Genomic DNA, 21572 nt, shown 5'->3' with positions numbered 1-21572 from the left:
TCCTTACAAATATGCCTCATTAAATTTGATGCTGCTCTTATGACTGAACTTGATTTTAACTGGCGTCCTGGGCGGTAGCAGAAACCAATCTGATTGAATTTGAAGTGCTGTCATGATTAAATTACCGCTGCAAGTGACCTTTCTTTTTGCTGAATCAATTACAAGAGTGTCACCAGCGATGAAATCGTACAGCAGCTTGATCGTTTTCGATACAGACCCATCAGCATTAAGAAGAGCCACCTCATATGAAGTGGCTTTCTCTTCAAAGACGCATTCGATTGTTGGGTCTACGGCTGCATAGCCCGGATTAGTAATAGTTTGAACACCTGAATTAAATTCAAAATCCTTCGCCGGGCCGTATTTTTTTGGATCGGGACAGATAAAAGTCAATGTTGCAGTTTGAAAGCCTCCCTGTTCTTCGCCTTCTGAAATGCTTTCAAAGACAGCATTATAGACTCTGTCAGGCTCATCGTTAAAAATTAACGGTTTAGGCTCTTCAGTGTGCAGAATAAAAGTCAGTTCCTCCTGCTTTTTCTTCAGCTCTTCTTCACTACGGAAGGCAAAAAGAACCTCAACGGTTATGACTCTTACAGGAATTCTTGTGTCCCGCAGGAAACCTCCCGGACGATTCCCTATAGTGGCTGTATTCACTTCCCTCCCTGTCACGCCTCGGCCGCCCGTGGACTTTACATAAAAGAAGGGTGATATATCAATGCCGTCAAACGTGATTTTCCATTGGTTTGGCAGCAGCTCCTGATAATTAATCATTAAATCTCACCCTCCTTGCGTTTGACCTTTTCTGTGCGTCTGTGACAGGCTTTTCTACTCCTTGACCGACCTTCTTGCTGTCCATCTCAACAACAATCATCCTGTCAGGCAATTCAAGGTTCCGGATGTCCGCGCTCAATTCTTTTCTAACCGTGCCGAGTTCGCTGCTAGAAATGGATGTGTCATATGCAAAATTCATATCCTCTTGCTGAATAGTCATGGCATCACTGACGGCTCCCATAGCTCTCTGAACAGTGCCGATACCATTCTGAATCCCGACAGCGATACCAGCAGGAACCATGATCCCCACCTGATCCCGCATCAATCTGGACGGGGAGTGGATTTTCAATTTTTTCTTAATGGTTTTCTCAATTGTCGATGCGATGGAGTTTGCTTCTTTCGCCAGCTCGCCCTTCATATTCTTCATTCCAGAAATAATGCCGGCCATTGTATTTGATCCGATGGCTTTGCCGCTTTTCTTGAGAGAACCAAGTTGTTTCACATCGACTGTAAGCTCCCCAATTTTGCGGAGATAGTCATTTTTCAGAAGTGCCAGTTCTTTATTTGCGGCCGAGCGTAATTCAACTATTTTCTTAGTTGTCTCGTTTTTCAGTCCGATTAATTCTTGTTCCGCCTGAGTGCTCGCCAGCTTATGCTTTTCCTGCCACAGCTTGACATACTCATTTAACTCGGAATCTGTCATGCGTGAAATCGCATTAATTTGATCAGCTGACCCGACACCCATTTCTTTCAATTCGTCTGTGAACGCCTTCGGTGCCCGACCTGCTATTTTTGAAATGTCATTGTTGAACGTTTTGATCTTGTCCAGCTGCTTTTTAAGATTTGCAGTCAGCTTGGAGCCGTTCACTTTTTCACTTGAGACATCGTCAAATAGACCGATGGCGTTATAAATCGCGTCTGTTCGGTCTTGCAGCTCCTTTTTATAGGCATCGTTGGCCGCCTTAATATCGGCAGTCAGTTTATCATTCACACTTTTGAATTTTGAGAGATAAGTATTGTTTGCAGAAAGAATGCCCTTGTTAAGTTTGTCAGCCGCTTTCTTTTCGGCTTCCTTCTGCTTTCTGGCCTTATCAGCCATCGCTTTTTGAGTCTGATAGATTTCCCGTTGAACCTTTATTTGCTGGTCAGAATTCAGCTTGTTCTTCTTCTTGATTTTCTCAAGCGTTTTGATATAGGTATTCCCGCTGATTTTTCCTGTATCGTATTTTGCCTCAGCTTTCTTAATCTGATCTGATACTTTCTTGGTATAAGCCAGTTTCGCCTTCGCTTCCTTGCGCTGCTGCTCTTTCAGTAGCTTCTTCTGTTTATCAGAGGCGCTTTTGGATGCCTGATATATCTCGCGCTGGATTTTTCGGTTTTGCTCGCTGGTAAGCTTGTTTTGCTTCTGAATCTTTTGCAATGTTTTGATATAGGTATCGGCGCCCATTTTCTTGGTGTCATACTTCACTTCAGCGTTCTTAATTTTGTTGGATACCTTTACCTCAGCCGCCTTCTGAGCCGATTTTGCTGCTTTTGCCGCGGCCGCTTTTACTTTGGCCTGCGATTTATCAATACCAGCCGCCATACCGGTGCCGACGTGATAACCGACCTGGTCACGCATTACCCTTGACGGAGAATGGATTCCCAGAAGTTTTTTCATGCCGTTAGGAATAGCATTTGCCATTGATTTCACTTTGCTCGCTAAAGCCCCTGCCATGCCGCTGATACCATTTATTAATCCTTGTATGATGTTGCGCCCAATGGACTTGAGGTTGATGCCTCTAAAAAATTTCATGACACCATTCCAAATGCTGACGATACGTTCTTTTGTTGCTTGGATACGGTTTACGATTTGAGCTTTCATGTAGCTGAATGCTGTAGAAGCTGCGCTTTTAATGCCGTTCCAAATGGACATCACTTTGCTTTTCACTGTATTCCAGAGGCTTATTACTCTGTCTCTCGTCGCTACAATTCTATTGACGATTTGCGCCCGCATGTAGTTGAAGGCTGTTACAGCTGCACTTTTTAAAGCATTCCAGACAGATGTCACTTTGCTTTTTATCGCGTTCCACAAACTGACCATCTTGTCTCTGGTTGCAATAATCCGATTCACAATTTGTGCGCGCATATAGGTAAAAGCAGTCACTGCAGCACTTTTCAGAGCATTCCATATGGACGAGACTTTACTCTTAATTGCATTCCAGATGCTGATCATTTTATCTCTCGTCGCAATGATCCTGTTAACGATCTGGGCCCGCATATACGTAAAGACTGTGACAGCCGCCGATTTAAGACCTGACCAAATTGAGGTAATAGTCTTCTTAATGCCATTCCATACTGAAGTCGCAGTCTTCTTAATACCATTCCAGACATTAGAGAAGAACGACGTTAGTCCGTTCCATGTTGATGTTGCTATCGTCTTTATACCTGTCCAGACAGTAGACAACCAACTGGAAATAGCACCCCATACCGCAATTGTAGCCGATTTCACCGTGTCCCAATTCGCGATGATCAAGGCAACCAGACCGATGACAGCCGCCGTAATCCATCCGATAGGCCCCATTGCGATGACCCATGATGCCGCCATACGTGCCGCCTGTGCTGCCGCTTGTGCTGTAAGCACGACGAGTTGCCGGCCGAATAAAACCATTTGCTTACCGCCTGCAACCAGCAAAGAGATAAAATTGCTGATCTGCGCCGCTGTCCAGGCCGCTGCCATGCGAGTTGCCTGCGCTATGGATTGCGCTGCGAGCACGGTCATTTTGGCAATGAAAAGACCCATCTGCTTAATCCCGTTTGTCAGCATTGTGATAAAAGAGGTGATCTTCATTGCTGTCCATGCGGTTGCTGTACGGGCAGCACTTGCGATTGATTGGGCCGCCATTACAGTCATATTCTTGATCCATAAGCCCATTTGAACAATGCCGCGTTTCAGAGCAGAAATCAATGCTGAAATTTTCATGGCTGTCCACGATGCTGCCATTTTCACAGCATTAGCTGTTGCGCTTGCTGCCATCGCTGTATACTTCGCAATGAATTGCCCCATAGTTGCTATCGCTGATTTTAATTGGCCAATCATGCCAGTCAGTTTTATACCCGCAGCTGTGGTTTTGAAGATTCGTAGATATTCAGCTGCATCTTTAAAATCTTTAAGACCGTTGGTAACAGCGCTTACCGCTACTATCGCCGGAACTATAGCTCTTAAAGCACCAATTAATGAAATACCGGCTGCGATAAATTTCCCGATTGCCGGGTTTGCTTCCATCGCCGCATTAGTAAATTTCAAAAACCCGTTTACATTCTCCAAAATCGTTTTACCGAGTGGAGCCATGCCAACAAGCAAGTTGATGATAGTCTTCGCGATCTGCCCCAATGTGCTCCATACTGTAGGGCCGTTGGTTTTGATATAGTCAATGAACGATTGAAATTCTTTTGTTTTCGTAACGCTACCAGCCCACTCATTGAACCGCTTGGTCAGATCTACGAGTGACGTCATCATGTCTTGAGACATAGGAGCGAATCCAGTAAACAGCTTTGTCAGGCCGCCGGAAAAGTTTCTGATAATCTGTAGCAGTTTTGGGCCGTTGGTTTTTGTATACTCCACGAAAGCCTGAAATTTCTTTGAGGAACCCAAGTTCGCTGACCATTTTACCCATGATTGGGTCATTCCTTCGATGGATTTTGTCATGCTCTTTCCAGTCGGTCCGAATGCTACGATCAGATTAAAAACTGTCCGTAAGACATTCCCGGCAGATCGGCCGAATGAAGCAAACGCCGCCGGAGCTTCTTTGTTCAGATAGGAAATAAATCTCTGCATGTCCGGAGCTTTAAAAGCTTTGTCCATGCTTTTCGCCAGTCCCACGCCCTCTTTTGCCAGTCCATCAAACATTGGAATGAGTGAGTTAAGCGCGAGTTTAAACGTATTTAGAGACATACCGAATGTTTTTAAGATCGGCTTTTGAACCATCGTACCGATGTCCCGCCAATTGTCTTTAAAGTCTTCGAGGTTCTTTAATGCCTCTCTCTCTTCTTTTCCAAGAGATTTTTGTAGATTATTGATCTGTTTCATGATTTTAGCGCGCTCTTTTGCGTTTGTTGCATTGTCCAGCTTCTCCTGCAGCTTTGAAAGGTCTTCGGATGCTTTAAATACACCGCTTATTGAAGTAACAGCAAGGGCGCCGAATGCCGCCGCGCCTGTTCCCGCTGTTGCAAATGCACTGGTTAACCCCATTACTCCGCCGGCTGCCACTCCGAGCATAGGGCCCAATGACCCGATTACTCCAGTTATGCTGGCAAGAACCGGAGAAATTGCAGGCAATACGGATGTGAAGGCGCCGGCAAGCGAATGACCTATGACAGTTGAAACAGAGTTAGTGATTTTGGCGAGCCTATTCATCGATGTTTCAAACCGATCAATTCGGGCTTCGATGTGTATCCAAACACGTTTTGGCAAGGAATGTGTCTCTGTTCTGGCTACTGCTACCGCTCTCGTTAAATTCGAGGTATCACCGTTTATGTTGGTTGTGACTCTATTTCGCAACGAAGCTAAAGCTGTCCGTGCTTCTGACACAGCTCTAGTCAGAGGATCTGAATCAGCATCTAAATCAACTCGCGTGCGTTCATGTCGATGTACAAAATTATCAATTTGCTGCTCGGCCTGCCGCACTCTGGCCTGAAAGCTTGCGATCTCTGCGTCAATTTCCACCGTCTGATGATCATTCATCCGGCGCATCATATCATTCACACGATCCATGCTGCGAGTAAATCTTCGTGTCTGCGCTTCAACTATTGCTGTCAGTCTTTCGATCATTCCCTCACCCCATTCCTTGTCCGGATTTTGCAAAGTGGTTGCGGATCGCATCATTAAACCGCTGAACCCCTTTGGCTCGTTTGCCGAGCTCGTTTACATCTGACTTGCGCCATTTGTCGTTATCGCCAGTGATATTGCGCTCCAATTGGCGTCTGGCCTTCTTTGCATCAAACATTTTTGTTTCTTTGGGGCGCTTCTCATTCATGGCGTAACGGTGAAACATGGCGTTTCTTGCCATAAGCTCCAATTCATCTATTTCTCGCAACTTGGCCCCTTTGAGCAGAAGCTTGTACTCGTTAGGAGTCCATGACATGATTAAATCCACATCATAAACATTGAGCCAACGTGCGGAATTCGTAATTATTTGGTCGTAGTCGATCCCGTTCTCTCTTTGTACGCCTCTTTCATCATCTTCAGGACTTCCTTGCCGTTCTCTTCGTCCTCCAGCCGTTTCGCTTCCATTTCCGGTGTTTCGTTCGGAGCCGGTTTCTTCCCTTTGTTCATCTTCTCCATCATCTTCCAGCGCTGACGGATCACGCCTTTGAAAAAACCCGCTGAATCCAGTGTTGTGAATGCTTCATTGATCATCTTATCAATTGCCTCGCCTGTCTCGTCTTCATCAATGATTTTCATGATTGCTTCTTCAATAGCCTCAGTTGAAGGCTTTTCTTTCTTCAAGTAAGCGAGTGCGCAATCCCAAAAAGCAGAAAGATACGAAGCCTCTTCGTTGAGCAGGCTCATGTAAATATTCATTGTGCCGCCTTTGCCCTTTTCGTCCTCAGTGGAGTATTTTTCGTTTGCCAACCTGTCAAAAGCAAAGTCGCAACGTGATTTGTATTCTTTATCTCCGATAGTTAAGTAAGCCATTTATAAAACCTCCGATTATTTTTGTATGTTAAAAAAGAGCCCGGGAAGCCCGGACTCTATGATTCCTTTTCTGTTCGTATCGTAAAATTGGCCGATCGTTCCGATTCCCCGGCCGAGTTCACTGCCGACACGTTAAAAATGTAGGCGGTGTCCGGTTTCAGGTTAGGATTCGACGTGTACGAATTCTTTGAGACAGTCGCTATTTTTGCATAAAATCTGTAAATGTTGTAAGATGTCGCCCCTTTCACCGCATCCCATGAAAAACTCACCTGATTTGAAGTGACGCTTTTCGCAGTTATATTGCGGGGTACGTTAGGGCGTAACCGCTTGTGTTTGCGTAACAATCTCGGTCATTGAGGACTCGCCCACATCGTTCACAGCAGAGACGTTGACCGTCAGTTTCGTGTCGGCCGCAATTCCTGTCAAGGTGTGGGATGTGCCAGTGACAGTTGCGTCCAGCTGCTTGCCCGCTCCCCTGTATACCTTATATGAAGTCGCCCCATCTACCACATCCCATTTCACGGTCACGCTGTCAGACGTAGCCGTGAACGATAGATTTTGGGGCGCATTAGGGCGTAGTGCTTTTAGTGCCGAAATCTTCAAAGCCTTTAGCGCCGGCCGATGATTTAATTGTTTCCAGCACATCATCAGGGATCGCGGGCAATTCTCCCTTAAAGGTTTTCCCTAATACCGGTAAGGTGACTGATACTTCGACAAAGCCATCCTGTGGAGAGCCTGATTCTAAACTTTCGATGATCGCATGCCCATAAACGGCAGGGTGTTTGCCCTCTGCATTTTTGTTGATATTCGCCTTCCAGACTTTAATTGCTTTTTCGTCGTCAAATGCTTTTTCAATCGCTTCTTGTCCTGGATCGGTAACGGCAGCAAAATAAGTCAATTCAAAGCTTTCGTTTTTCGTACCATATCCAACGATCCGACCTGATTTTGTGGACTCGTCCAGTGTATCTTGTTCTTTCGTATGTGATCCTTCCATCTGAAAGGCAATAAATAGACCTTCGCCATCTTTTGCATCCATTGGCTGCACAAAGAAAATCTCATCTTTACCGTTTAATAAATCTGGCATTTCTTTCATCCTCTCAATTGTTTATTGTGAAGCGCATTCTGAGAATGCCGTGACGCGTGTACCCGTCAATATCGGTGATTACTTGCATGCTGCGCATCTCAGAACGACATAAAGAAAAGCCCTCTATTGTTAGGGGCTTGCTTGTTAATGCTTGAAGCATGAGGCTCAGAATCTCCATCGCTTCTTTTTTTCCGTTGTAACCTGACCAGCAGTGTAAAACCACATTGATTTCTTCACCGCTGGATGTCTTGGTTTTAAATGGGGATACATCATCATCCCCCATTGTTACATAAGGCTTTTGCTGATCTTTCGGGACTGCATCAAAGACGCCCGTGACGCGCCCGTTCAGCTCTTCGTCTGTTGATAACCTCTTAAATAGAGCAGCCTGCAACGGCCACAGGGCAGATCGCATGATGACAGCTCCTTTCTATTACATTTGACTGGCAAAATACCGCATACCTTCGTCCACCGCTGGATTCCAGAACGGCTGCGCCCGCATTCCCCGCGTGATCACCCATCTATTAAGCTTGGTGTCATAATAAACCCACGGCGTTTGCCGACCGCCGCCTTCCTCTGCGTAAATCCCTGTTCCGTATTCCACATATACGGCATAATCGGCACCAACAGAAATAACGGCCCGCAAGCCGCCCTCTTGGTAGTCGATTTCAATTGAATTTTTCAGGTTCCCCCCGTCTATCGCGGCGGTCGGAGCATTCAGAACAGCATGGCTGTAAATCAGCTCGGCCGTGTCTGTGACCAGTTGCTTAATATCATCTATGATCCGGTTTCTGAACTCGCTCGTAGCTCTTTGCATCTGCCTGACCCATCTACCACTGACCTCAGCCATTGCCCTTCAGCACCCCTGTTACCTGACATTTCAAATTCATAATCTCATGCATGCCTCCCTGGTCGATCGGATCTGATTTGAGAGTCAGCACCTTGTTTTCATAGATGATCCGCATTGTCTTCTCAATATCATTGCGATACGGGAAATACACATTGCAATCAACCGGGTTTTGAAGCTGCTGAGCCTGATAATATTCCCGGGACGTAATCCCGCCGACAAAGGCCTCTGTTGTGAGATAATCAGTGAATTTTTCAACATAGCCCCCGCCGCCGTCCGGCACCTCTTCCCACCGCTGAAACGTTATGACGTGCGGGAATTCCTCATAGATCATTTAACTCTCAGCCTTCGATATGGCGTAAGGTGTTTTGTGATGTACCGAGGAAATTCTGTATTGTACGAATAGGACACATCCCCCATGCTTCTTCCCGAGAGTCCAGAAGGATTCATATTATATTCCGCAGCCTTCGCAACAAAAAGCTTCACGCCAGCTGGTAAAGCCTCCGGATCGAAAGTGTTGCTACAAAAATCACTGGCAGACTCAATCAAAATAGGGACTATTTCAGACAAATATTCGTCATGCCTATCTGTCTTAATCTCTGTCATTCGCTTTACTTGTGCGATGTCCACTGAATCACCTACTCTTCACCTAAGACAATCTTGATCAGTTCGTCTTTAGGCGCTTTAGGGTCAAAATCATATTCATTCTCTTTCAAGAAAGCAATAATCTCATCTTTGTTTACCTTCTGCAGTTGAGCCTCAGTCATATCAAGAAGATCGGCAGCTGGCTTCTTGGCCTCTTCCACTCTCTTAAAACCAATGTGAGAATAAACCACCTCAAAAGCCTTTTCAGTGCATTCAATGGTTTTGGAACCGTTAGATGCTTTCATATCACGTGCCGCCTCCTTCCAGTGCTTTTACCCGATTCTCTAAATCAGATAGTTTGGCTGTCACATCGTCACCGAGTTTAGCTAAAGTAACTGCCTTATCTCCCACATTTTTTGTTTGAACGCTCCCGGTGCCAATATTACGGTTTTGGACGGATCCATCACCGATATTGATGTTTTTCACTTCTCCGTCGCCGATCATTTCCGAAGTGATAGTTTTAGGAGCAGGCGCAGAACCCGATAACCCGGTCACCTTCGCGCCCTCTTTTATTTCAAGCTCGCCGCCGATCACCAATTTGTCGCCGTTATTAGTGTTATAGTTTTTAGATGTATACCCCATAAGCTTACGCCTCCGTTGCTGGTGTAATGGCCGCAAACGCATCGTCAGTCAATGTCATGAATCCGACTTGCTGAGTTACACGGAGAGCAACCATATCTCTCTCATACAAGTTGATCGGGTTTCCGTCTGCATCGACAATCGTTGTCAATGTTGCATCCTCTGAGATTTTGTATTCCATTCCTTGAGGGATTCCGTAACGTGTGTAATTCCAGTCAGCCGCAAGTAATGCCGCTTTTTCGTAATCCCATGACTTAGAATCCACATATCCAATCGGAAGGCCAAGGGCCTGCTGTGTGGCACCGCCTGTCGCATCGTTGAAGATCGGAAGCCCGTTACCGTCCTTAGTACCACGAAGTTTCTGACGGAATCGGCGTGTTGTTGTAAAGCCGTTTACATCTTTGTCAGCGTCTTCGACCAAAGCCATGACCCCGCTTAACTCATCATATAGATTGCCAAGTGAGTTTAACGCAATAGCGTTACCAGATTCCTTGATTTTTTCAAATACAGATACGCCTTTTCCAAATGGTGAATCTACACCGAATAACGCAGCCTGATCAAATTTGATCGCAAAGGCTTCAGCGATAGCCGGGCGCATTTGCGTGAAGAAATCTGTTACAGAGTAGCGCAAGAATTCTTTAGAAACAGGGATGATGACACCCAATTTCTTTGAAGTCATTTTTGCTGTTAACCATTGGGCCTTAGACGTTTGAATTCTATCGCCCTCTCCAACCCAGTATGCCCCTGGCCCAGAAGCCAAGTACGTGAATTCTTTCTCCGGCTTAGTCATTTCTTCATATTTTGCGAGTTTCGTGACAGCAGATTGGGTCATAAACTCTTTTAAAACCAGCGTTCCTTGTTCAGTTGGAACCTTCCCATTTACTGAGTCTTGCATTAATGCATTGTTTGGATTAAATGTTGGCATTAAAGATAGCCCTCCTTATTTTCTAATACTTGCTTCAGCTGCAAGTGAGCTGATGTCTAAATCTTGATTTGTCGGTTCGTTGCTGCCGGACTGGACATCACGGCCATTCTCTTGAAACTTGGATTCAATAGCCTTTTGAAGTGCAGCGTTGTACTTCTCTTCGAATGCTCCGAGGTTCTTCATCGTTGATTCTTCATCCTCACCGACAAAGAATCCCACTACTTCTACATCTGCCGGCAGTTGCTTTTCGGAAGCATAAGAAACAGCCTTGTTTAAAAGCTTTTCACGTTGTGCTGCTGTCTTTTGATCTTTCAGCTCCTTTTCGAGCTTCCTGATCCGCTTCTGCTCTTCTGTTTCTTCTGGATAAAGCTCTTTTACCTTTGCATCAACCAGAGCATCGAGGTTGTTCGCCTTCCACGTATCAAGGCCTTTCGTAAAATGGGAATCCAACCGAGGCTGAATGAGACGTTTTCCTTCTTCTGTATCTAAAAACCCATTCACCTTGTCAGCAGACACGGCAGAAAGTTCATTCAGATACGACTGTACTTCTTCGTTCTCTTTATTTTCTTCAAGAAATTTTTTCACATCTTCTAATGTTGGCATTACGCTTCTTCCTCCTTTGCCCTCTACAGTGCGCGCCTGTTATGAGTGCATGAAAAATAAGCCTTTTAACGTCATGCTCAGGACAAAATAAAAAGCCGCTGTTTAACGGCTGCCCTTTTCCTCAATGGATTTGTACCACTCTTCATAGGTTTGGTATGGGATTGTTTGACCTGCCCCGCTACCGCCTTCCCTCGCCCTTCTCGTATCCGGCAGGACGCCGTTTACTTTAAAAGCAATCGTACAACGGCAGTTTATGTCATCTTTCGCATTATTCATGTGCCCCGGAGCCGGGCCGACGCCGCCGTAAATTGATTTGAACAGCCCATTGCGTTCTATTGTCTTCCCGTCCAGCTTCCTGTGACCGGCTCGTGTTTTAAGATCCAGGGTAGCATTCCACATCTTTTTTAGATTGCTCCGTTTTGAGGCCTTCTCAGCGCTTTCCATCCTTGCCGAGACTTGTACCCTATGAGCTTCTGTTCTCGCCACGTCACGGGCTTTCCTGCGAGCAAATTCCGTCGCTCTTTCAATGCGGCGGGCGATCTTTGAATAATCCTCCCCCGCTTGTAGGCCCTGTGCGACGGAAATTTGAATCTGCCGGACATAATCGTCTCGATGCCGCCTGTATATCGCTGACAAAGTCAATTCAGCTATGGGGTTTAGAATGGCCTGCCGGATGACTTCGGCTGTCGGGATGCTAAAACCCAAGTTAACCACGGATTCCATTTCAAATAGATAAGCAGAACGCATATAATTCTCTAAAAACTGCTTGGCTGCTAATGCCTCAACAATAGTCAAAATGGTTTTGAAAGCCTTGTGAGATTCCTCGGCCACCCTCTCCATTTCCTTATTCAGACGATTGTATTTGTTGGCATCGGCAAAAGTAAGCTGGCCGTCCTTGCTGTACTTCGCATACAGCCGGGCAATTTGTGCATTGATCTCCTTTAAGCGAGATGCAAAAACGACATCAATCTTCTGAGCATCCTCAGTGATCATGTCGTCCAGGTACTTATCAATATCATTCTGGTTCATCTTCATCACCGCCCGCGTCTGTTTCCACATCCGTTAACGGCGGCATGTTGAGCCTGTATTCCTCTTCTTCCTCTTCCATCTTCTTCAGCTCATACTGGACATCATCAACAAACGACAGCAGAGACAGGCGGGTTTCTTCGCTTACCATTCCTTTAAGCTGTCCCGTCGTGTTTGCTTCTTCTAGTACATTTGCCGGAAGATTTCGCTTAAATCCAAACCAAACTTTTTTATAATCTTCCGCCGCCGCTTGCCTTTTAGTGCCCCATGCGGAAAAAATCAGTTTATATTGATAACGCAGAGCAGCAGTCATCTTCCGTTCCATTGTGATGCATTTGTTTTCAAGCGACATCAATTTATATTTCATCGCAACCCCTGAAACATTCCCGCCAAATGATTCATCGGAGAAATTGACCGATTTTGCAAAGCGAAGGATATTCTCTTCCAACCTATCAAGATGGTTTTCTATGATGGCATCGTTTATATCCTTTGTCAGATAGCTTACGTCATCTTTTTCGTCAAGCAACTCAAGGATTCCGGTCTTTTTTAGCTGATCAAGCGTCTCTTCATCCGCGCCAAGCCCTTTTAAAATCAGATAAGCCAGTCGGTATTGCTCAATCTCATTCGATGCATCGGACAACGTGCGGTCATACGCATCAATTAACGAAAGGACCTTTTCGGCATCTCCCTTTAGTTCCTTGTTATTCGCTAAACCGAATAAGGGGCAGCCGTCAAAAAGATGCAAAGTTTTTTTATCAAGAGTGAAGGCCGAGCTGTCTTTCGTACTGAAATAATAAACATATTTCTGATCATAGAATTCTGCTTTAATCTTGCCGCCATACACCGTGTAATATCGCAAAGCGTAAGTAGGTTCATGGATGCTTCCATCAGTAATAAAAGCACATTCCCATGGATCAATATTTTTTATTCGCTCGTTTCCAGAACGATCAACGTAAGCGAGGCGGGCGCCGTAACCGCAAATAGAGGCCATTTTCCCCCACTCGCTGTCTTCATCAGCAATGTTGTTTTCCGCATTGAAACCTTCAATCAGCTGTTTCACAAGTTTTGCATTACTTGCTTCACCGCTCTCATCAAACTCATATGCAATAGGATGACCAAACAGATAGCCCACCTTTGTATCAATGATTTCAGAATCAAACGAGTTGTTCAGCCTATTGTTTACTTTGTGATCAATACGTTTTAATTTTCCTGTTTCAAAATCCTCGTATTCAATGGCTTCTCTGGATAAGATCGGAACGCCTTGAACCTCAGCCTGGTACCGATCATAAAGCTTTTTCATTCTGTCATGATCCGGCTTATGTTCCTGAATGATCTTGTCAATCAATTCAGGTGTTATGCCGGACTTCTCAATGATTTCTATAAACTGATTCATCAGCTCTCCCCTTTCCGCCTTTTCGGTTTATTATGCGAATACAGAGCGTACCGGAGTGAGTCCAGCACGTCGTCCCATTCCTTCACAGGATCGCCAGTCTTTTGATTCCAAACATACATAAAAATTTCCTTTTCGAAACGAGCGACCTTATCTTTCACGATGAACAATTCATGTCGCTTAAACAGCCGCGCCACTTCCTCGATACCGGATATGACCGCCTTATCAGCGTTCAATGCACGCAGTTTCTCCCTGCGGAATCGCTGAACGTGTTCCGGCCGCGCAGTATCGCAGTAGAAATTGATGTTGCCGTATCGCTCTTTGATGTCCTGCGCTATCTTCACCCAGTAATCAATTTCCTCATGTTGCTTGGCATATTCTTCGAGCAAATAAAAACACCCCTGGTCATCTTGTCCGATTACAACAATAGAACCCGGGTGCTCATATCCCCAGTCGACGCCCGCAAAATACTTCTTGAAATTGACGCGCCTGTTTCCCAATTCCTCAGAGCTGATATAGTGGATGTCCTTATTGAAATCCTTGTATATGACCCCTTCAGGCGCCACCCAATAACCGTGTATATCCCGATCTGTAAACATGCCGCTCGGCGTTGATGCCACGATGCTCTCCACATATTCCGGATCGAGAAAATTGTTGTCGAACAGCGAGAAATGAAATGACCTGATGTTCAGCCGCCCGCTTTTCAGCATTTGCCCGTCTTTGTCGATATAATCCGTTTTGACGGTGTGCATCGGGTTTTCGGGGTTTGTATCCATCATGACCACAGCGCCTTTATACGAGCACCGGGAAATGACTTCTTTCACGAATGAATCGTGCAGGGCAGTCGCTTCGTTTAGGAATGCGCCGGCTGACGTGAACCCCCGCGCTTTTTTCCATGAATCAGCATTGGCCCCGTCAAAGCAATATACACGGTTGCCAAATATCTCAACGGCATTCGACTTGTCGAGCCTCAATTCTTTGCCCAGAATCAATTCCATATCGTTCAAGACATTTCGTTTTATGGCTGCCTGAGTAGCCCCGCCGATGATGAAGGATAAACCCATATTCTGATACTTACTGACGTGAGCAAGGAACGTCAAAAGGAGCACGAATGTTTTCCCTGCCCTCTTTGCACCGCTACAAATCAGAATTTTGGGTTGCTCTTTAATAAAGCTGTCCCAAACTTCCTTTTGCTTTTTATTCAGTTCCATCGGCATTCACCATTTTCCTCAACATTGCGGCAATATCATTTTCTTGGGTGTTTCCGTCGCCGCCGTTAACAGCCTTCTTCGTCTTCTCGATATTCAAGCGCATTTGCTCCAATTTAAGGCGCCGCTCATCTTGCTCATGCGCCAGCTGGTCAAATTGCTTGATCAAGCTCCGGAGCTCGCCCATTGCCCGAGATTGAGCGTTCAGGAATGTTGCATGACGATCCCAAGCGAATTGAAACTCCCATTCTTGCTCATCACCAAATGCGCCCGGCTTCTCTTTTTTCAAAACTTTGGTTACATCATCTTGATCCTGCACAAACATAATGCGTTGCGCCCGTAGAATGGCCGCGTATTGGATCTGAATCTGATCCCATATCATATCAGCAGGGGAACGCTCCTGAATCTCTTCCATGATTTCAAGCGTTTCTTCCGGCAGATACTTCGAGAAGAATCCATGCGAAACCGCGTTTTGATTTCTTGCCGGAGCCGCCCCGCCGCTATTTCCTAATGCGTTTTTGTTGCCGGGTTGCCCGCCTATTTTTGTGTGCACACTTTTTTCAGGGGGTGCACCCTTTTTCCTTTCCCAACCATGCCGCTGCTTCCACGATTTGATGGTGTTCACTGACACCCCGTATTTTTCGGCAAGGTCCTTGTATTTCATGCCTTTGACGTAATCCTTATACGCCTGAATGTGCTTTTCAGCCATCTACATTCACCGCCGCCCCCTTCTGATTCGTGTTTGTTTTGGAATTATCTTCGTGCTGATTTCATTGGATTGATTCTTAATTCCTTATACAGCTCTTTTCTCAGTTGTTCTCGGCGTCTGTCTTCATCTGTAATCAGAACAGACCTATAAGCAGGTATTCCAGCACTCAACGAAAAATTTCGTTCAGCTTGTAATTTCATTATTGTGCCTCCCTTTGAATTGTGTTGTTTTGTAACTTTTCTCCCTGTAAAATAATTAGCAAAGCCAAAAAATAAATAAGAGGTGATGAAATTGTTAATGCGTAAATACGAGAATAACTGTTCATGCGGGCAACCATATATAATGGAATATGAGGGTGAATATCCATTTGCTGAAAGATTTAAAACCACTTGCCCTAACTGTAATCGAGAAATTTCCCAAAAAGCATCTGTTCTTTCAATTAATTTTGTGTTTAATAAAGATTGGAAAGGTAATCAATGAAGCACTCTTTGGAGTGTTTTTTTATTCTCTCTAAACCGACACCGCACTCAGACCGTTAACCGCCAATTGTTTTTCTGAGATTTACCGGAATCAGTTTACAGAGAACATAAAAAAGCACCCCGAAGGATGCTTCTTTTAACTCTTTGATAAATAATCTTTTACATAATCAATCATTTCAGTTTGTTGTCCTCTAGCCTCGTCATTAAGTGGGACCCAAGGAATAAAAATCGGTTTTTCGCCAAACACTTCTGCTCTACCATAATAACCGTTTTCATCTCTAGCAATATAGACGTCAAAATGGATCGTATTTCCCGGTGTTTTAAAATTATCGATTTTCACATAAATATGACTTTCGATATGATAAATTTTCTGTTCCAATCTTCTCACCTCCCACCTTATTATCGGATAAGGAGTGTGACAAGGGAACCATTCGCAAAATTTGTCGAACGAAAGCGCCCTTCATAAATAGGTGGCAACCGTAAGACGAAAAAACACCCTTTTGACAGGGTGCAATCAACATTTCTTTTTATAGCCTTCAATATCTTTTCTCAAGAATAGGCGATCTCTGTTCGTAGTTTTAATCGGAACCAATGTTTTATAATCCACCAGCTGCTTGAGGTTCTGCCGGCTGCATCCTATTATCTCAATGGCTTCAGATGTCGTTATGACCTCTTTATCCATAAAATCTCTCAGCTCGTCTATACTCTCAAAAATAAACTTAGCCATTTCGGAGGTTTCTCCATTTTAGGGTTATATTAATTATAGTCAATACCAACCAGATCATTGCCAAATTCATAGTAATAATATCGAGAGTGCTGAGATGACCATAATTAAAATTAGTGAACAATATCACAAACAGAATAAAGAATAAGATCGTTGAACCATCGATTAATTTTTTCATATTTGCTCATTTCCTTCTATGTTTTTGAAAATCCAAAATATCCTCTTTTAGAAAAAGCCTGTCCCGAGGCATTTCTTTCATCGGCTCTAATTCCCCGCTTTTAACTAACTGGTTTAGGTATTGACGAGTGAAGCCCAATATTTCAATTGCTTCGCTTGTATTAACGGTTTCCTCATTTAAGAACCGTTTAATTGCATCGCGTTCTTTAAGATTGTACATAATATCATCCTCTTTGAATTCCCTAATTTGTAACAATAAACAATACCATTATACCTATGACAATAGTAGTCTTTAAAGGATTTTTCGCAAACTTTTCTTATATTTCAATAAATAAACAACCTATTCATGCTAAACAGAATAGGCTGTGATCTGCTCTATTTTTCATTTTCAGGCGGGAACGTTCAATGTTCTTCTGCACGGTTCCTTTTTTAATCCCCAATAACTGCGCTATCTCTTCGAATGACATGTTTTGCACAGTATGCATCATGAAAATGTCTTTTTCTCTTTCGGTAAGCACGGATAGGGCATCAGCAATTCTTTCCTTATCCCAATCACTTACCTCTCCCTCAGCCTCTTGAACGATTGTGTATTCTTCCGGGAGCGCATCAATTAAGCGCGGTTCAGCAAGAATCGTCCTTTGATATGCGTCTCTTCTGTCAGCACCTCGGCGGGCGCTGGGCTGTCTTCCGTTCTGTAGCCATTCAAGAGTGAATTCAATGTCACTGATCATGCTACTGATTATCTTTTTGTCGTTGAGCTGTTCAGCCGTCAGATTGACTTCAGCCGTATCTTTGTTGTGCCGGTACATTTTTCTTGTTTCTCTTAAAGCTCGTTTGTATTCAATGATTAAATCCTGCATTCTGATTCCTCCCCTTATTTGCGTTTAAATGCGCCGCCTTTGCCTCTTTTAAGCCTTTGCATGTCTTGCCCCATCATTTGCCGCCAAAAGCGTTCAGATCGCTCCTGCGCGTTTTTATTGGGCTTTTTCTTTTTCTGCTTCATGTCATCCCTCCGCTCAAATAAAAAACGGACACCAATCAGAGCACAGTGATTCTGTGCAATGATCAGTGTCCGCAGGCTTTCCGTCTTGGACTGTATCTATTTATCTCAAATCCTTTTAAAAGTTTATTTCCCTCTATTCTTAATAGCATAGGAGTTTAAAAGATATTCTAATCCAATATCAATACCTATTAGTAGTAAGTCTCTCTTTCTTTGATTGAATAATTTTTCTAATAATATTTTTTTATCTTGAGAATTTGAATAATGGATTTTCCTGTGACAATTAGGACATAATGATACAATATTATTTACTTTATCCAAATTAACTTCAAATTCATGTTGCATATGCATCGGAATTAGATGATGGGCTTCCATAAATGGATTTTTACTTGACTCAGAAAAAAATGTTTCGTGCGAATTATCAATCTCACATTTGAATTTAGCTTTTTTGATTGCTTCTTTGGCTTTCTTTGGGTTTCTCGGCCAAATATTCTTACCATTCATTTTTTTTGGCTCTTTTCTTGGTTCTGGCCCTTCATCTGGATGGAGAACAATCTTAGAATAATCTGAGTCTATAGCTTCCTGGTAACTATCAATAATCTCATCGTCTTCAGAAAGAAAAAAGTTATGATTAAGGTCATAAATAAGCTCCCTTAAATCATTGTATCTTTTCATTTTGGTGTCTAATAGATCTTTTTTGATATTATTAAAACCTTGAGGAGTAAAATTTGCTTTATAGCCGAAAAAACGAGCAAATCTTTTTGTATCAATATTCACTGGTTTCAAATCTTTTATAAAATAGACATACTCATAGGCCTGGCCTAATTTATTAGTTCCCCATACCTCTTGTGCTAATAGAGAATTTCTTGTCTTTGCAAAAATTGTCCCGGAATAATAGAAAACTCCTTTAGAATAGGCAAGAATTTCGTCTCCCTCTTTTAATTTATTCCAACGACTAATATTGCTTTTTCCGGGAGTTGCTCCCCACATATGAACATACTCATCAGAACTGTTCCTTTTTAATTTATCAACAACTTCCTCATTCATATATTTTAATAAGGGTTTGATATGATATGAATTTTTAATAGTATCAAAAAAATGTTTTTGTGCTTCTTTATCGCTTGCTGTGAAATAGTAGAGCATTTTCCCACCCCTAAAAACTTGTATATCTGATATGGACTTTAGATTTCCGCTTAAATTAACTTAATATTTGTCTCAATTCTTTAATTGTCGGCCATGGTCTTTTTCTATGCAACATTCTATGACAATTTGAACATACTAGTATTAGGTCTGACATATTGGTTTTGCTACCTTCAAACTGATAATCTGAAATTGGAACAGTATGATGGCATTCGATGAATCCCCTACCTAATTCTCCATATGTCTGATAAAAATCAAAGCTACAAACAGAACACCTTAGCTCATTATTTTCCATTGCTTTCTTTTTTAATGCTTTGACAACTTTACAATTTCTCTCCCTATACCTATGTAATCTAAAAAGCACTTTTCCTTCAGGAAATAATTCATCTTCTTCACTTGCCTCTGCTACAGCCGCGAAAGCTCCGACTTTTACAGCCTGTCTAATTTTAGATGCAACTAACTCCAGCATAGATCTATTTGCAGAGAACTCTTCCCATATGACTTTTTCTAATTTCCCACCCCTAACTAGCCCTGAGCCTGGTGCGTCAGGGTCTAGTCTTTTAAAATTATTGAGTTTCATACTTACACCGTTAGGATTACGGAAAGTTTCCTCTTTTTGTTTATCACTTGACGATAACTGGTTTAATATCTTACTAAGTTTTATAATTTCGTCATTTGATGAGGAAATCTTCGACGCCGGCAATTTGAAATAAAGATCAAGAGCCAATATAAGTTCATCTCTATTCCATTTTGGATTTTTCATGAAGTTCACCCAACTTCTCTATTTTTTGGATATATAATTTATACCATAAAAAATAGGAAAAATCTGCTGAGGTACTACCGCGTTTCCTAATGCTATACTTCGGTCCACCCGATTGGGAAACCCATCATCCACTCCAACAACTGGGGATTGATGTATTTTCCAGTAAGATTGGGAAACAGATAGCCCAATCCCCCGGGCAAGATTACCCCGTGTGTTCCGTCCGCTTCCGAAGGTGCTAAAGCTCTGATAGGCTTGTGATTCTGACTTGCGGCCGGAGTTGGCAACAACAAATGTCCTGTATCTTTGATGCGGTGCGCCAACACTGACAGCCGGTAATACGAATACCCTTGTTTGGTAATCTTCACTTTCCAAGTCGGATAGGACTGTGTCCAAGCCCATTGTGATGTGTCCAGCAACATTTTCTCCAACAACCCAATCTGGGTGCAGTTCTTTTGTGAGCCGGAACATTTCAGGCCATAGCCATCTATCGTCCCGCTTTCCTTTTCTCTTACCGATAACACTTTCACCCTGGCAGGGATATCCTCCGGAAAGAATGTCAATTGTTCCACCTGGCTCGATCACTCCTTTTTCCTCTAAAAGTTGTCTGTTCAAAGCGTGAACATCATCGAAGATAGGAACATCTGGGAAATTTTTATTTAAAACCTTCTGGCAGTAAGGGTCACGCTCGCAGAATGCTACCGTCTCAATGCCGGCCCATTCAGCTGCTAGAGCGATTCCCCCAATGCCCGCAAATAACTCAATGCTTTTCATCCCGTCATCCCCAACATTCCCGGCAGGACAGAGACAGCCAGGAAGAAGAGTCCCACGCATCCCCCAACCAGCCAGATATTTGTTTTATCCCGTTTTGCGATAATAGTATCGCCGATCATTTTTAGATCGTCAGACCGAGCGACAAGCGTCGGGATGTAATCCGGATGAACCTTTAAAAGCTCGGCCGCCTGCTCGACAGTCATTGCTTCGTCCTTCGTGGCCTTCACGTTCCGTTGTAGTTCTACTTGTAATGGCATCATTCCGCTGCGCCCTCCAATTCGTTTTGGGCAACTGTTATCGCGAAATTCAGATTAGTAATGATCTTTTCTAATGCCTGTTTGTATCGTTTTCTATCCCCGCTTAGATGCTGAATGTCCTTTTGTGCCTGTCGGAATTGATGAACTGTTACTTCCTGCTGACGCTTGTTTTCCTCGATGATTTCCTGCTGCTTAACACTCTGTTCAGCTTGCTCAATAAGCCAAGCAATTTCCTTCTGAGGAATGTATGTCAGTTTTTTCAGACGTTCAATTCTCTCTTTCATGCCCGTTCCTCCCCCGCAGGGGAAACCCCTGCTATTTGAATTTATGGCCGATCTCGTAATCACAACGAGCCAGGCCGCCTTTTATTGTTTGAATAATTGTTTTACCGTGTTCCGGGGCGTCCATTAAGTGGGCTGTCCCTTCAATACCATCTAAAACGATGATGCGGACTTTCCCCGGCTCGATGCTTTGCTGAATAGTTGTTTCATGATTTTTTATTTCTGTTGGCTTGTTCACTCTGCCCCGCCCCCTGTGCTATGATAGAAGTACCAGTTCATATCAGAGCATCGGGGCCACGGCTTCGGTGCTTTTTTACGTTTTACGACGGCAGCCGCATCGTTAAGCCGGCAGATGGCTTTAATTCCTCGCGGTAGATGATTGGATGCTTTTCGACGTATGCCGCCAACTGCTCCGGTGTCATTTTCCACTCCTTAACTGGACCAGGCTTGTATGGATTGATTTTTTCTTGCATAGCGATAACCTCCTGAATTGATTTAGTTTTCAAGTACCAAACTTTTGCC

General features: G+C 43.7%; 32 protein-coding genes. All 32 read right to left on the bottom strand.

Annotated features, from left to right (window positions below; all coding sequences use genetic code 11):
- Positions 1-3 precede the first annotated feature (3 nt).
- Positions 4-768: a distal tail protein Dit gene (locus JNUCC21_RS06230; protein WP_101605519.1), complete on the bottom strand. Its 765-nt coding sequence runs from the start codon at positions 766-768 to the stop codon at positions 4-6.
- Positions 761-5578, bottom strand: a complete 4818-nt coding sequence (locus JNUCC21_RS06225) for a hypothetical protein (RefSeq protein ID WP_369878678.1) — start codon at positions 5576-5578, stop codon at positions 761-763. The genes JNUCC21_RS06230 and JNUCC21_RS06225 overlap by 8 nt, the downstream gene beginning before the upstream one ends.
- A 4-nt stretch (positions 5579-5582) precedes the next feature.
- Positions 5583-5891, bottom strand: coding sequence for a hypothetical protein (locus JNUCC21_RS06220; protein WP_003155844.1), 309 nt, complete (start codon positions 5889-5891; stop codon positions 5583-5585).
- A 47-nt stretch (positions 5892-5938) separates the two neighbouring features.
- Positions 5939-6445 (bottom strand): tail assembly chaperone, encoded by a 507-nt coding sequence (locus JNUCC21_RS06215; RefSeq protein ID WP_003155845.1) that lies wholly within the window; start codon positions 6443-6445, stop codon positions 5939-5941.
- A gap of 56 nt (positions 6446-6501) precedes the next feature.
- A complete protein-coding gene (locus tag JNUCC21_RS06210) occupies positions 6502-6789 on the bottom strand; it encodes a fibronectin type III domain-containing protein (protein WP_228550842.1) in 288 nt (95 codons plus the stop codon).
- The gene (locus JNUCC21_RS06205; RefSeq protein ID WP_326220514.1) at positions 6758-7090 is read right to left on the bottom strand and encodes a fibronectin type III domain-containing protein; all 333 of its coding nucleotides are present in this window, start codon (positions 7088-7090) and stop codon (positions 6758-6760) included. Before JNUCC21_RS06205 ends, JNUCC21_RS06210 begins: the two co-directional genes overlap by 32 nt.
- Positions 7014-7529, bottom strand: coding sequence for a phage major tail protein, TP901-1 family (locus tag JNUCC21_RS06200; RefSeq protein ID WP_326220511.1), 516 nt, complete (start codon positions 7527-7529; stop codon positions 7014-7016). Before JNUCC21_RS06200 ends, JNUCC21_RS06205 begins: the two co-directional genes overlap by 77 nt.
- A 13-nt stretch (positions 7530-7542) precedes the next feature.
- Complete coding sequence (locus JNUCC21_RS06195) at positions 7543-7941, bottom strand: DUF3168 domain-containing protein (RefSeq protein WP_007408588.1); 399 nt, start codon at positions 7939-7941, stop codon at positions 7543-7545.
- Positions 7942-7959: 18 nt separating this feature from the next.
- Positions 7960-8376 (bottom strand): HK97 gp10 family phage protein, encoded by a 417-nt coding sequence (locus tag JNUCC21_RS06190; protein WP_318001432.1) that lies wholly within the window; start codon positions 8374-8376, stop codon positions 7960-7962.
- Entirely contained in the window at positions 8369-8707 is a 339-nt protein-coding gene (locus JNUCC21_RS06185; RefSeq protein ID WP_013351229.1) for a phage head closure protein, read from the bottom strand. The genes JNUCC21_RS06190 and JNUCC21_RS06185 overlap by 8 nt, the downstream gene beginning before the upstream one ends.
- Positions 8704-9003, bottom strand: a complete 300-nt coding sequence (locus JNUCC21_RS06180) for a phage head-tail connector protein (RefSeq protein ID WP_015388403.1) — start codon at positions 9001-9003, stop codon at positions 8704-8706. Before JNUCC21_RS06180 ends, JNUCC21_RS06185 begins: the two co-directional genes overlap by 4 nt.
- Positions 9004-9011: 8 nt before the next feature.
- A complete protein-coding gene (locus tag JNUCC21_RS06175) occupies positions 9012-9263 on the bottom strand; it encodes a hypothetical protein (RefSeq protein ID WP_015388404.1) in 252 nt (83 codons plus the stop codon).
- A 1-nt stretch (position 9264) separates the two neighbouring features.
- Positions 9265-9600, bottom strand: coding sequence for a hypothetical protein (locus JNUCC21_RS06170; RefSeq protein ID WP_326220507.1), 336 nt, complete (start codon positions 9598-9600; stop codon positions 9265-9267).
- Positions 9601-9604: 4 nt separating this feature from the next.
- Positions 9605-10522: a phage major capsid protein gene (locus JNUCC21_RS06165; protein ID WP_169509761.1), complete on the bottom strand. Its 918-nt coding sequence runs from the start codon at positions 10520-10522 to the stop codon at positions 9605-9607.
- Positions 10523-10537: 15 nt separating this feature from the next.
- Positions 10538-11125: a DUF4355 domain-containing protein gene (locus JNUCC21_RS06160; RefSeq protein ID WP_063095625.1), complete on the bottom strand. Its 588-nt coding sequence runs from the start codon at positions 11123-11125 to the stop codon at positions 10538-10540.
- A gap of 102 nt (positions 11126-11227) precedes the next feature.
- A complete protein-coding gene (locus JNUCC21_RS06155; RefSeq protein ID WP_169509760.1) occupies positions 11228-12154 on the bottom strand; it encodes a phage minor head protein in 927 nt (308 codons plus the stop codon).
- Positions 12141-13544 carry a phage portal protein gene (locus tag JNUCC21_RS06150; protein ID WP_169509759.1) on the bottom strand — a complete coding sequence of 468 codons (1404 nt, stop codon included), beginning with the start codon at positions 13542-13544 and terminating at the stop codon, positions 12141-12143. The genes JNUCC21_RS06155 and JNUCC21_RS06150 overlap by 14 nt, the downstream gene beginning before the upstream one ends.
- Entirely contained in the window at positions 13544-14752 is a 1209-nt protein-coding gene (locus tag JNUCC21_RS06145) for a PBSX family phage terminase large subunit (protein ID WP_326220692.1), read from the bottom strand. Before JNUCC21_RS06145 ends, JNUCC21_RS06150 begins: the two co-directional genes overlap by 1 nt.
- Positions 14739-15458, bottom strand: coding sequence for a phage terminase small subunit (gene terS / locus JNUCC21_RS06140; RefSeq protein WP_169509758.1), 720 nt, complete (start codon positions 15456-15458; stop codon positions 14739-14741). The genes JNUCC21_RS06145 and terS overlap by 14 nt, the downstream gene beginning before the upstream one ends.
- Positions 15459-15502: 44 nt before the next feature.
- Positions 15503-15658 (bottom strand): hypothetical protein, encoded by a 156-nt coding sequence (locus JNUCC21_RS06135; RefSeq protein WP_169509757.1) that lies wholly within the window; start codon positions 15656-15658, stop codon positions 15503-15505.
- 415 nt (positions 15659-16073) lie between these two features.
- Positions 16074-16316 carry a hypothetical protein gene (locus tag JNUCC21_RS06130; RefSeq protein ID WP_042635077.1) on the bottom strand — a complete coding sequence of 81 codons (243 nt, stop codon included), beginning with the start codon at positions 16314-16316 and terminating at the stop codon, positions 16074-16076.
- Between the two features lie 135 nt (positions 16317-16451).
- Positions 16452-16664: a DNA-binding protein gene (locus JNUCC21_RS06125; protein WP_169509756.1), complete on the bottom strand. Its 213-nt coding sequence runs from the start codon at positions 16662-16664 to the stop codon at positions 16452-16454.
- A 181-nt stretch (positions 16665-16845) separates the two neighbouring features.
- Positions 16846-17058, bottom strand: coding sequence for a helix-turn-helix domain-containing protein (locus tag JNUCC21_RS06120; RefSeq protein ID WP_042635075.1), 213 nt, complete (start codon positions 17056-17058; stop codon positions 16846-16848).
- A gap of 124 nt (positions 17059-17182) precedes the next feature.
- Positions 17183-17698, bottom strand: coding sequence for a sigma-70 family RNA polymerase sigma factor (locus JNUCC21_RS06115; protein WP_169509755.1), 516 nt, complete (start codon positions 17696-17698; stop codon positions 17183-17185).
- A 14-nt stretch (positions 17699-17712) separates the two neighbouring features.
- On the bottom strand, positions 17713-17841 hold the full coding sequence (locus JNUCC21_RS06110; RefSeq protein ID WP_014304492.1) for a hypothetical protein: 129 nt from the start codon (positions 17839-17841) through the stop codon (positions 17713-17715).
- Between the two features lie 123 nt (positions 17842-17964).
- A complete protein-coding gene (locus JNUCC21_RS06105; RefSeq protein ID WP_257228980.1) occupies positions 17965-18981 on the bottom strand; it encodes an HNH endonuclease in 1017 nt (338 codons plus the stop codon).
- 55 nt (positions 18982-19036) lie between these two features.
- The gene (locus tag JNUCC21_RS06100) at positions 19037-19741 is read right to left on the bottom strand and encodes an HNH endonuclease (protein WP_130571136.1); all 705 of its coding nucleotides are present in this window, start codon (positions 19739-19741) and stop codon (positions 19037-19039) included.
- A gap of 18 nt (positions 19742-19759) precedes the next feature.
- On the bottom strand, positions 19760-20512 hold the full coding sequence (locus JNUCC21_RS06095) for a DNA cytosine methyltransferase (protein WP_169509754.1): 753 nt from the start codon (positions 20510-20512) through the stop codon (positions 19760-19762).
- A complete protein-coding gene (locus JNUCC21_RS06090) occupies positions 20509-20772 on the bottom strand; it encodes a hypothetical protein (RefSeq protein ID WP_042635071.1) in 264 nt (87 codons plus the stop codon). Before JNUCC21_RS06090 ends, JNUCC21_RS06095 begins: the two co-directional genes overlap by 4 nt.
- Positions 20769-21053: a hypothetical protein gene (locus tag JNUCC21_RS06085; protein WP_169509753.1), complete on the bottom strand. Its 285-nt coding sequence runs from the start codon at positions 21051-21053 to the stop codon at positions 20769-20771. Before JNUCC21_RS06085 ends, JNUCC21_RS06090 begins: the two co-directional genes overlap by 4 nt.
- A 31-nt stretch (positions 21054-21084) precedes the next feature.
- Complete coding sequence (locus tag JNUCC21_RS06080) at positions 21085-21288, bottom strand: XtrA/YqaO family protein (RefSeq protein ID WP_169509752.1); 204 nt, start codon at positions 21286-21288, stop codon at positions 21085-21087.
- Between the two features lie 82 nt (positions 21289-21370).
- A complete protein-coding gene (locus JNUCC21_RS06075; protein WP_169509751.1) occupies positions 21371-21523 on the bottom strand; it encodes a hypothetical protein in 153 nt (50 codons plus the stop codon).
- Positions 21524-21572: the final 49 nt, after the last annotated feature.

The organism is Bacillus sp. JNUCC-21, from assembly GCF_041222765.1.
Lineage (GTDB): Bacteria > Bacillota > Bacilli > Bacillales > Bacillaceae > Bacillus > Bacillus velezensis.
Note: the sequence above shows the minus strand (reverse complement) of the source record. Positions and strands in the feature narration are given on the sequence as shown.

What these genes read in the sequence shown, in the direction of transcription:
- JNUCC21_RS06155 (WP_169509760.1), bottom strand. Translation starts at nt 12,154, where the DNA reads ATGAACCAGAATGATATTGATAAGTACCTGGACGACATGATCACTGAG.
- JNUCC21_RS06135 (WP_169509757.1), bottom strand. Translation starts at nt 15,658, where the DNA reads ATGAAATTACAAGCTGAACGAAATTTTTCGTTGAGTGCTGGAATACCT.
- JNUCC21_RS06075 (WP_169509751.1), bottom strand. Translation starts at nt 21,523, where the DNA reads ATGCAAGAAAAAATCAATCCATACAAGCCTGGTCCAGTTAAGGAGTGG.
- JNUCC21_RS06200 (WP_326220511.1), bottom strand. Translation starts at nt 7,529, where the DNA reads ATGCCAGATTTATTAAACGGTAAAGATGAGATTTTCTTTGTGCAGCCA.
- JNUCC21_RS06105 (WP_257228980.1), bottom strand. Translation starts at nt 18,981, where the DNA reads ATGCTCTACTATTTCACAGCAAGCGATAAAGAAGCACAAAAACATTTT.
- JNUCC21_RS06220 (WP_003155844.1), bottom strand. Translation starts at nt 5,891, where the DNA reads ATGTCATGGACTCCTAACGAGTACAAGCTTCTGCTCAAAGGGGCCAAG.
- JNUCC21_RS06100 (WP_130571136.1), bottom strand. Translation starts at nt 19,741, where the DNA reads ATGAAAAATCCAAAATGGAATAGAGATGAACTTATATTGGCTCTTGAT.
- JNUCC21_RS06190 (WP_318001432.1), bottom strand. Translation starts at nt 8,376, where the DNA reads ATGGCTGAGGTCAGTGGTAGATGGGTCAGGCAGATGCAAAGAGCTACG.
- JNUCC21_RS06215 (WP_003155845.1), bottom strand. Translation starts at nt 6,445, where the DNA reads ATGGCTTACTTAACTATCGGAGATAAAGAATACAAATCACGTTGCGAC.
- JNUCC21_RS06170 (WP_326220507.1), bottom strand. Translation starts at nt 9,600, where the DNA reads ATGGGGTATACATCTAAAAACTATAACACTAATAACGGCGACAAATTG.
- JNUCC21_RS06150 (WP_169509759.1), bottom strand. Translation starts at nt 13,544, where the DNA reads ATGAATCAGTTTATAGAAATCATTGAGAAGTCCGGCATAACACCTGAA.
- JNUCC21_RS06115 (WP_169509755.1), bottom strand. Translation starts at nt 17,698, where the DNA reads ATGCAGGATTTAATCATTGAATACAAACGAGCTTTAAGAGAAACAAGA.
- JNUCC21_RS06175 (WP_015388404.1), bottom strand. Translation starts at nt 9,263, where the DNA reads ATGAAAGCATCTAACGGTTCCAAAACCATTGAATGCACTGAAAAGGCT.
- JNUCC21_RS06090 (WP_042635071.1), bottom strand. Translation starts at nt 20,772, where the DNA reads ATGATGCCATTACAAGTAGAACTACAACGGAACGTGAAGGCCACGAAG.
- JNUCC21_RS06110 (WP_014304492.1), bottom strand. Translation starts at nt 17,841, where the DNA reads ATGAAGCAGAAAAAGAAAAAGCCCAATAAAAACGCGCAGGAGCGATCT.
- JNUCC21_RS06125 (WP_169509756.1), bottom strand. Translation starts at nt 16,664, where the DNA reads ATGGCTAAGTTTATTTTTGAGAGTATAGACGAGCTGAGAGATTTTATG.
- JNUCC21_RS06095 (WP_169509754.1), bottom strand. Translation starts at nt 20,512, where the DNA reads ATGAAAAGCATTGAGTTATTTGCGGGCATTGGGGGAATCGCTCTAGCA.
- JNUCC21_RS06225 (WP_369878678.1), bottom strand. Translation starts at nt 5,578, where the DNA reads ATGATCGAAAGACTGACAGCAATAGTTGAAGCGCAGACACGAAGATTT.
- JNUCC21_RS06145 (WP_326220692.1), bottom strand. Translation starts at nt 14,752, where the DNA reads ATGGAACTGAATAAAAAGCAAAAGGAAGTTTGGGACAGCTTTATTAAA.
- JNUCC21_RS06120 (WP_042635075.1), bottom strand. Translation starts at nt 17,058, where the DNA reads ATGTACAATCTTAAAGAACGCGATGCAATTAAACGGTTCTTAAATGAG.
- JNUCC21_RS06165 (WP_169509761.1), bottom strand. Translation starts at nt 10,522, where the DNA reads ATGCCAACATTTAATCCAAACAATGCATTAATGCAAGACTCAGTAAAT.
- JNUCC21_RS06160 (WP_063095625.1), bottom strand. Translation starts at nt 11,125, where the DNA reads ATGCCAACATTAGAAGATGTGAAAAAATTTCTTGAAGAAAATAAAGAG.
- JNUCC21_RS06195 (WP_007408588.1), bottom strand. Translation starts at nt 7,941, where the DNA reads ATGCGATCTGCCCTGTGGCCGTTGCAGGCTGCTCTATTTAAGAGGTTA.
- JNUCC21_RS06230 (WP_101605519.1), bottom strand. Translation starts at nt 768, where the DNA reads ATGATTAATTATCAGGAGCTGCTGCCAAACCAATGGAAAATCACGTTT.
- JNUCC21_RS06185 (WP_013351229.1), bottom strand. Translation starts at nt 8,707, where the DNA reads ATGATCTATGAGGAATTCCCGCACGTCATAACGTTTCAGCGGTGGGAA.
- JNUCC21_RS06205 (WP_326220514.1), bottom strand. Translation starts at nt 7,090, where the DNA reads ATGTGCTGGAAACAATTAAATCATCGGCCGGCGCTAAAGGCTTTGAAG.
- terS (WP_169509758.1), bottom strand. Translation starts at nt 15,458, where the DNA reads ATGGCTGAAAAGCACATTCAGGCGTATAAGGATTACGTCAAAGGCATG.
- JNUCC21_RS06085 (WP_169509753.1), bottom strand. Translation starts at nt 21,053, where the DNA reads ATGAAAGAGAGAATTGAACGTCTGAAAAAACTGACATACATTCCTCAG.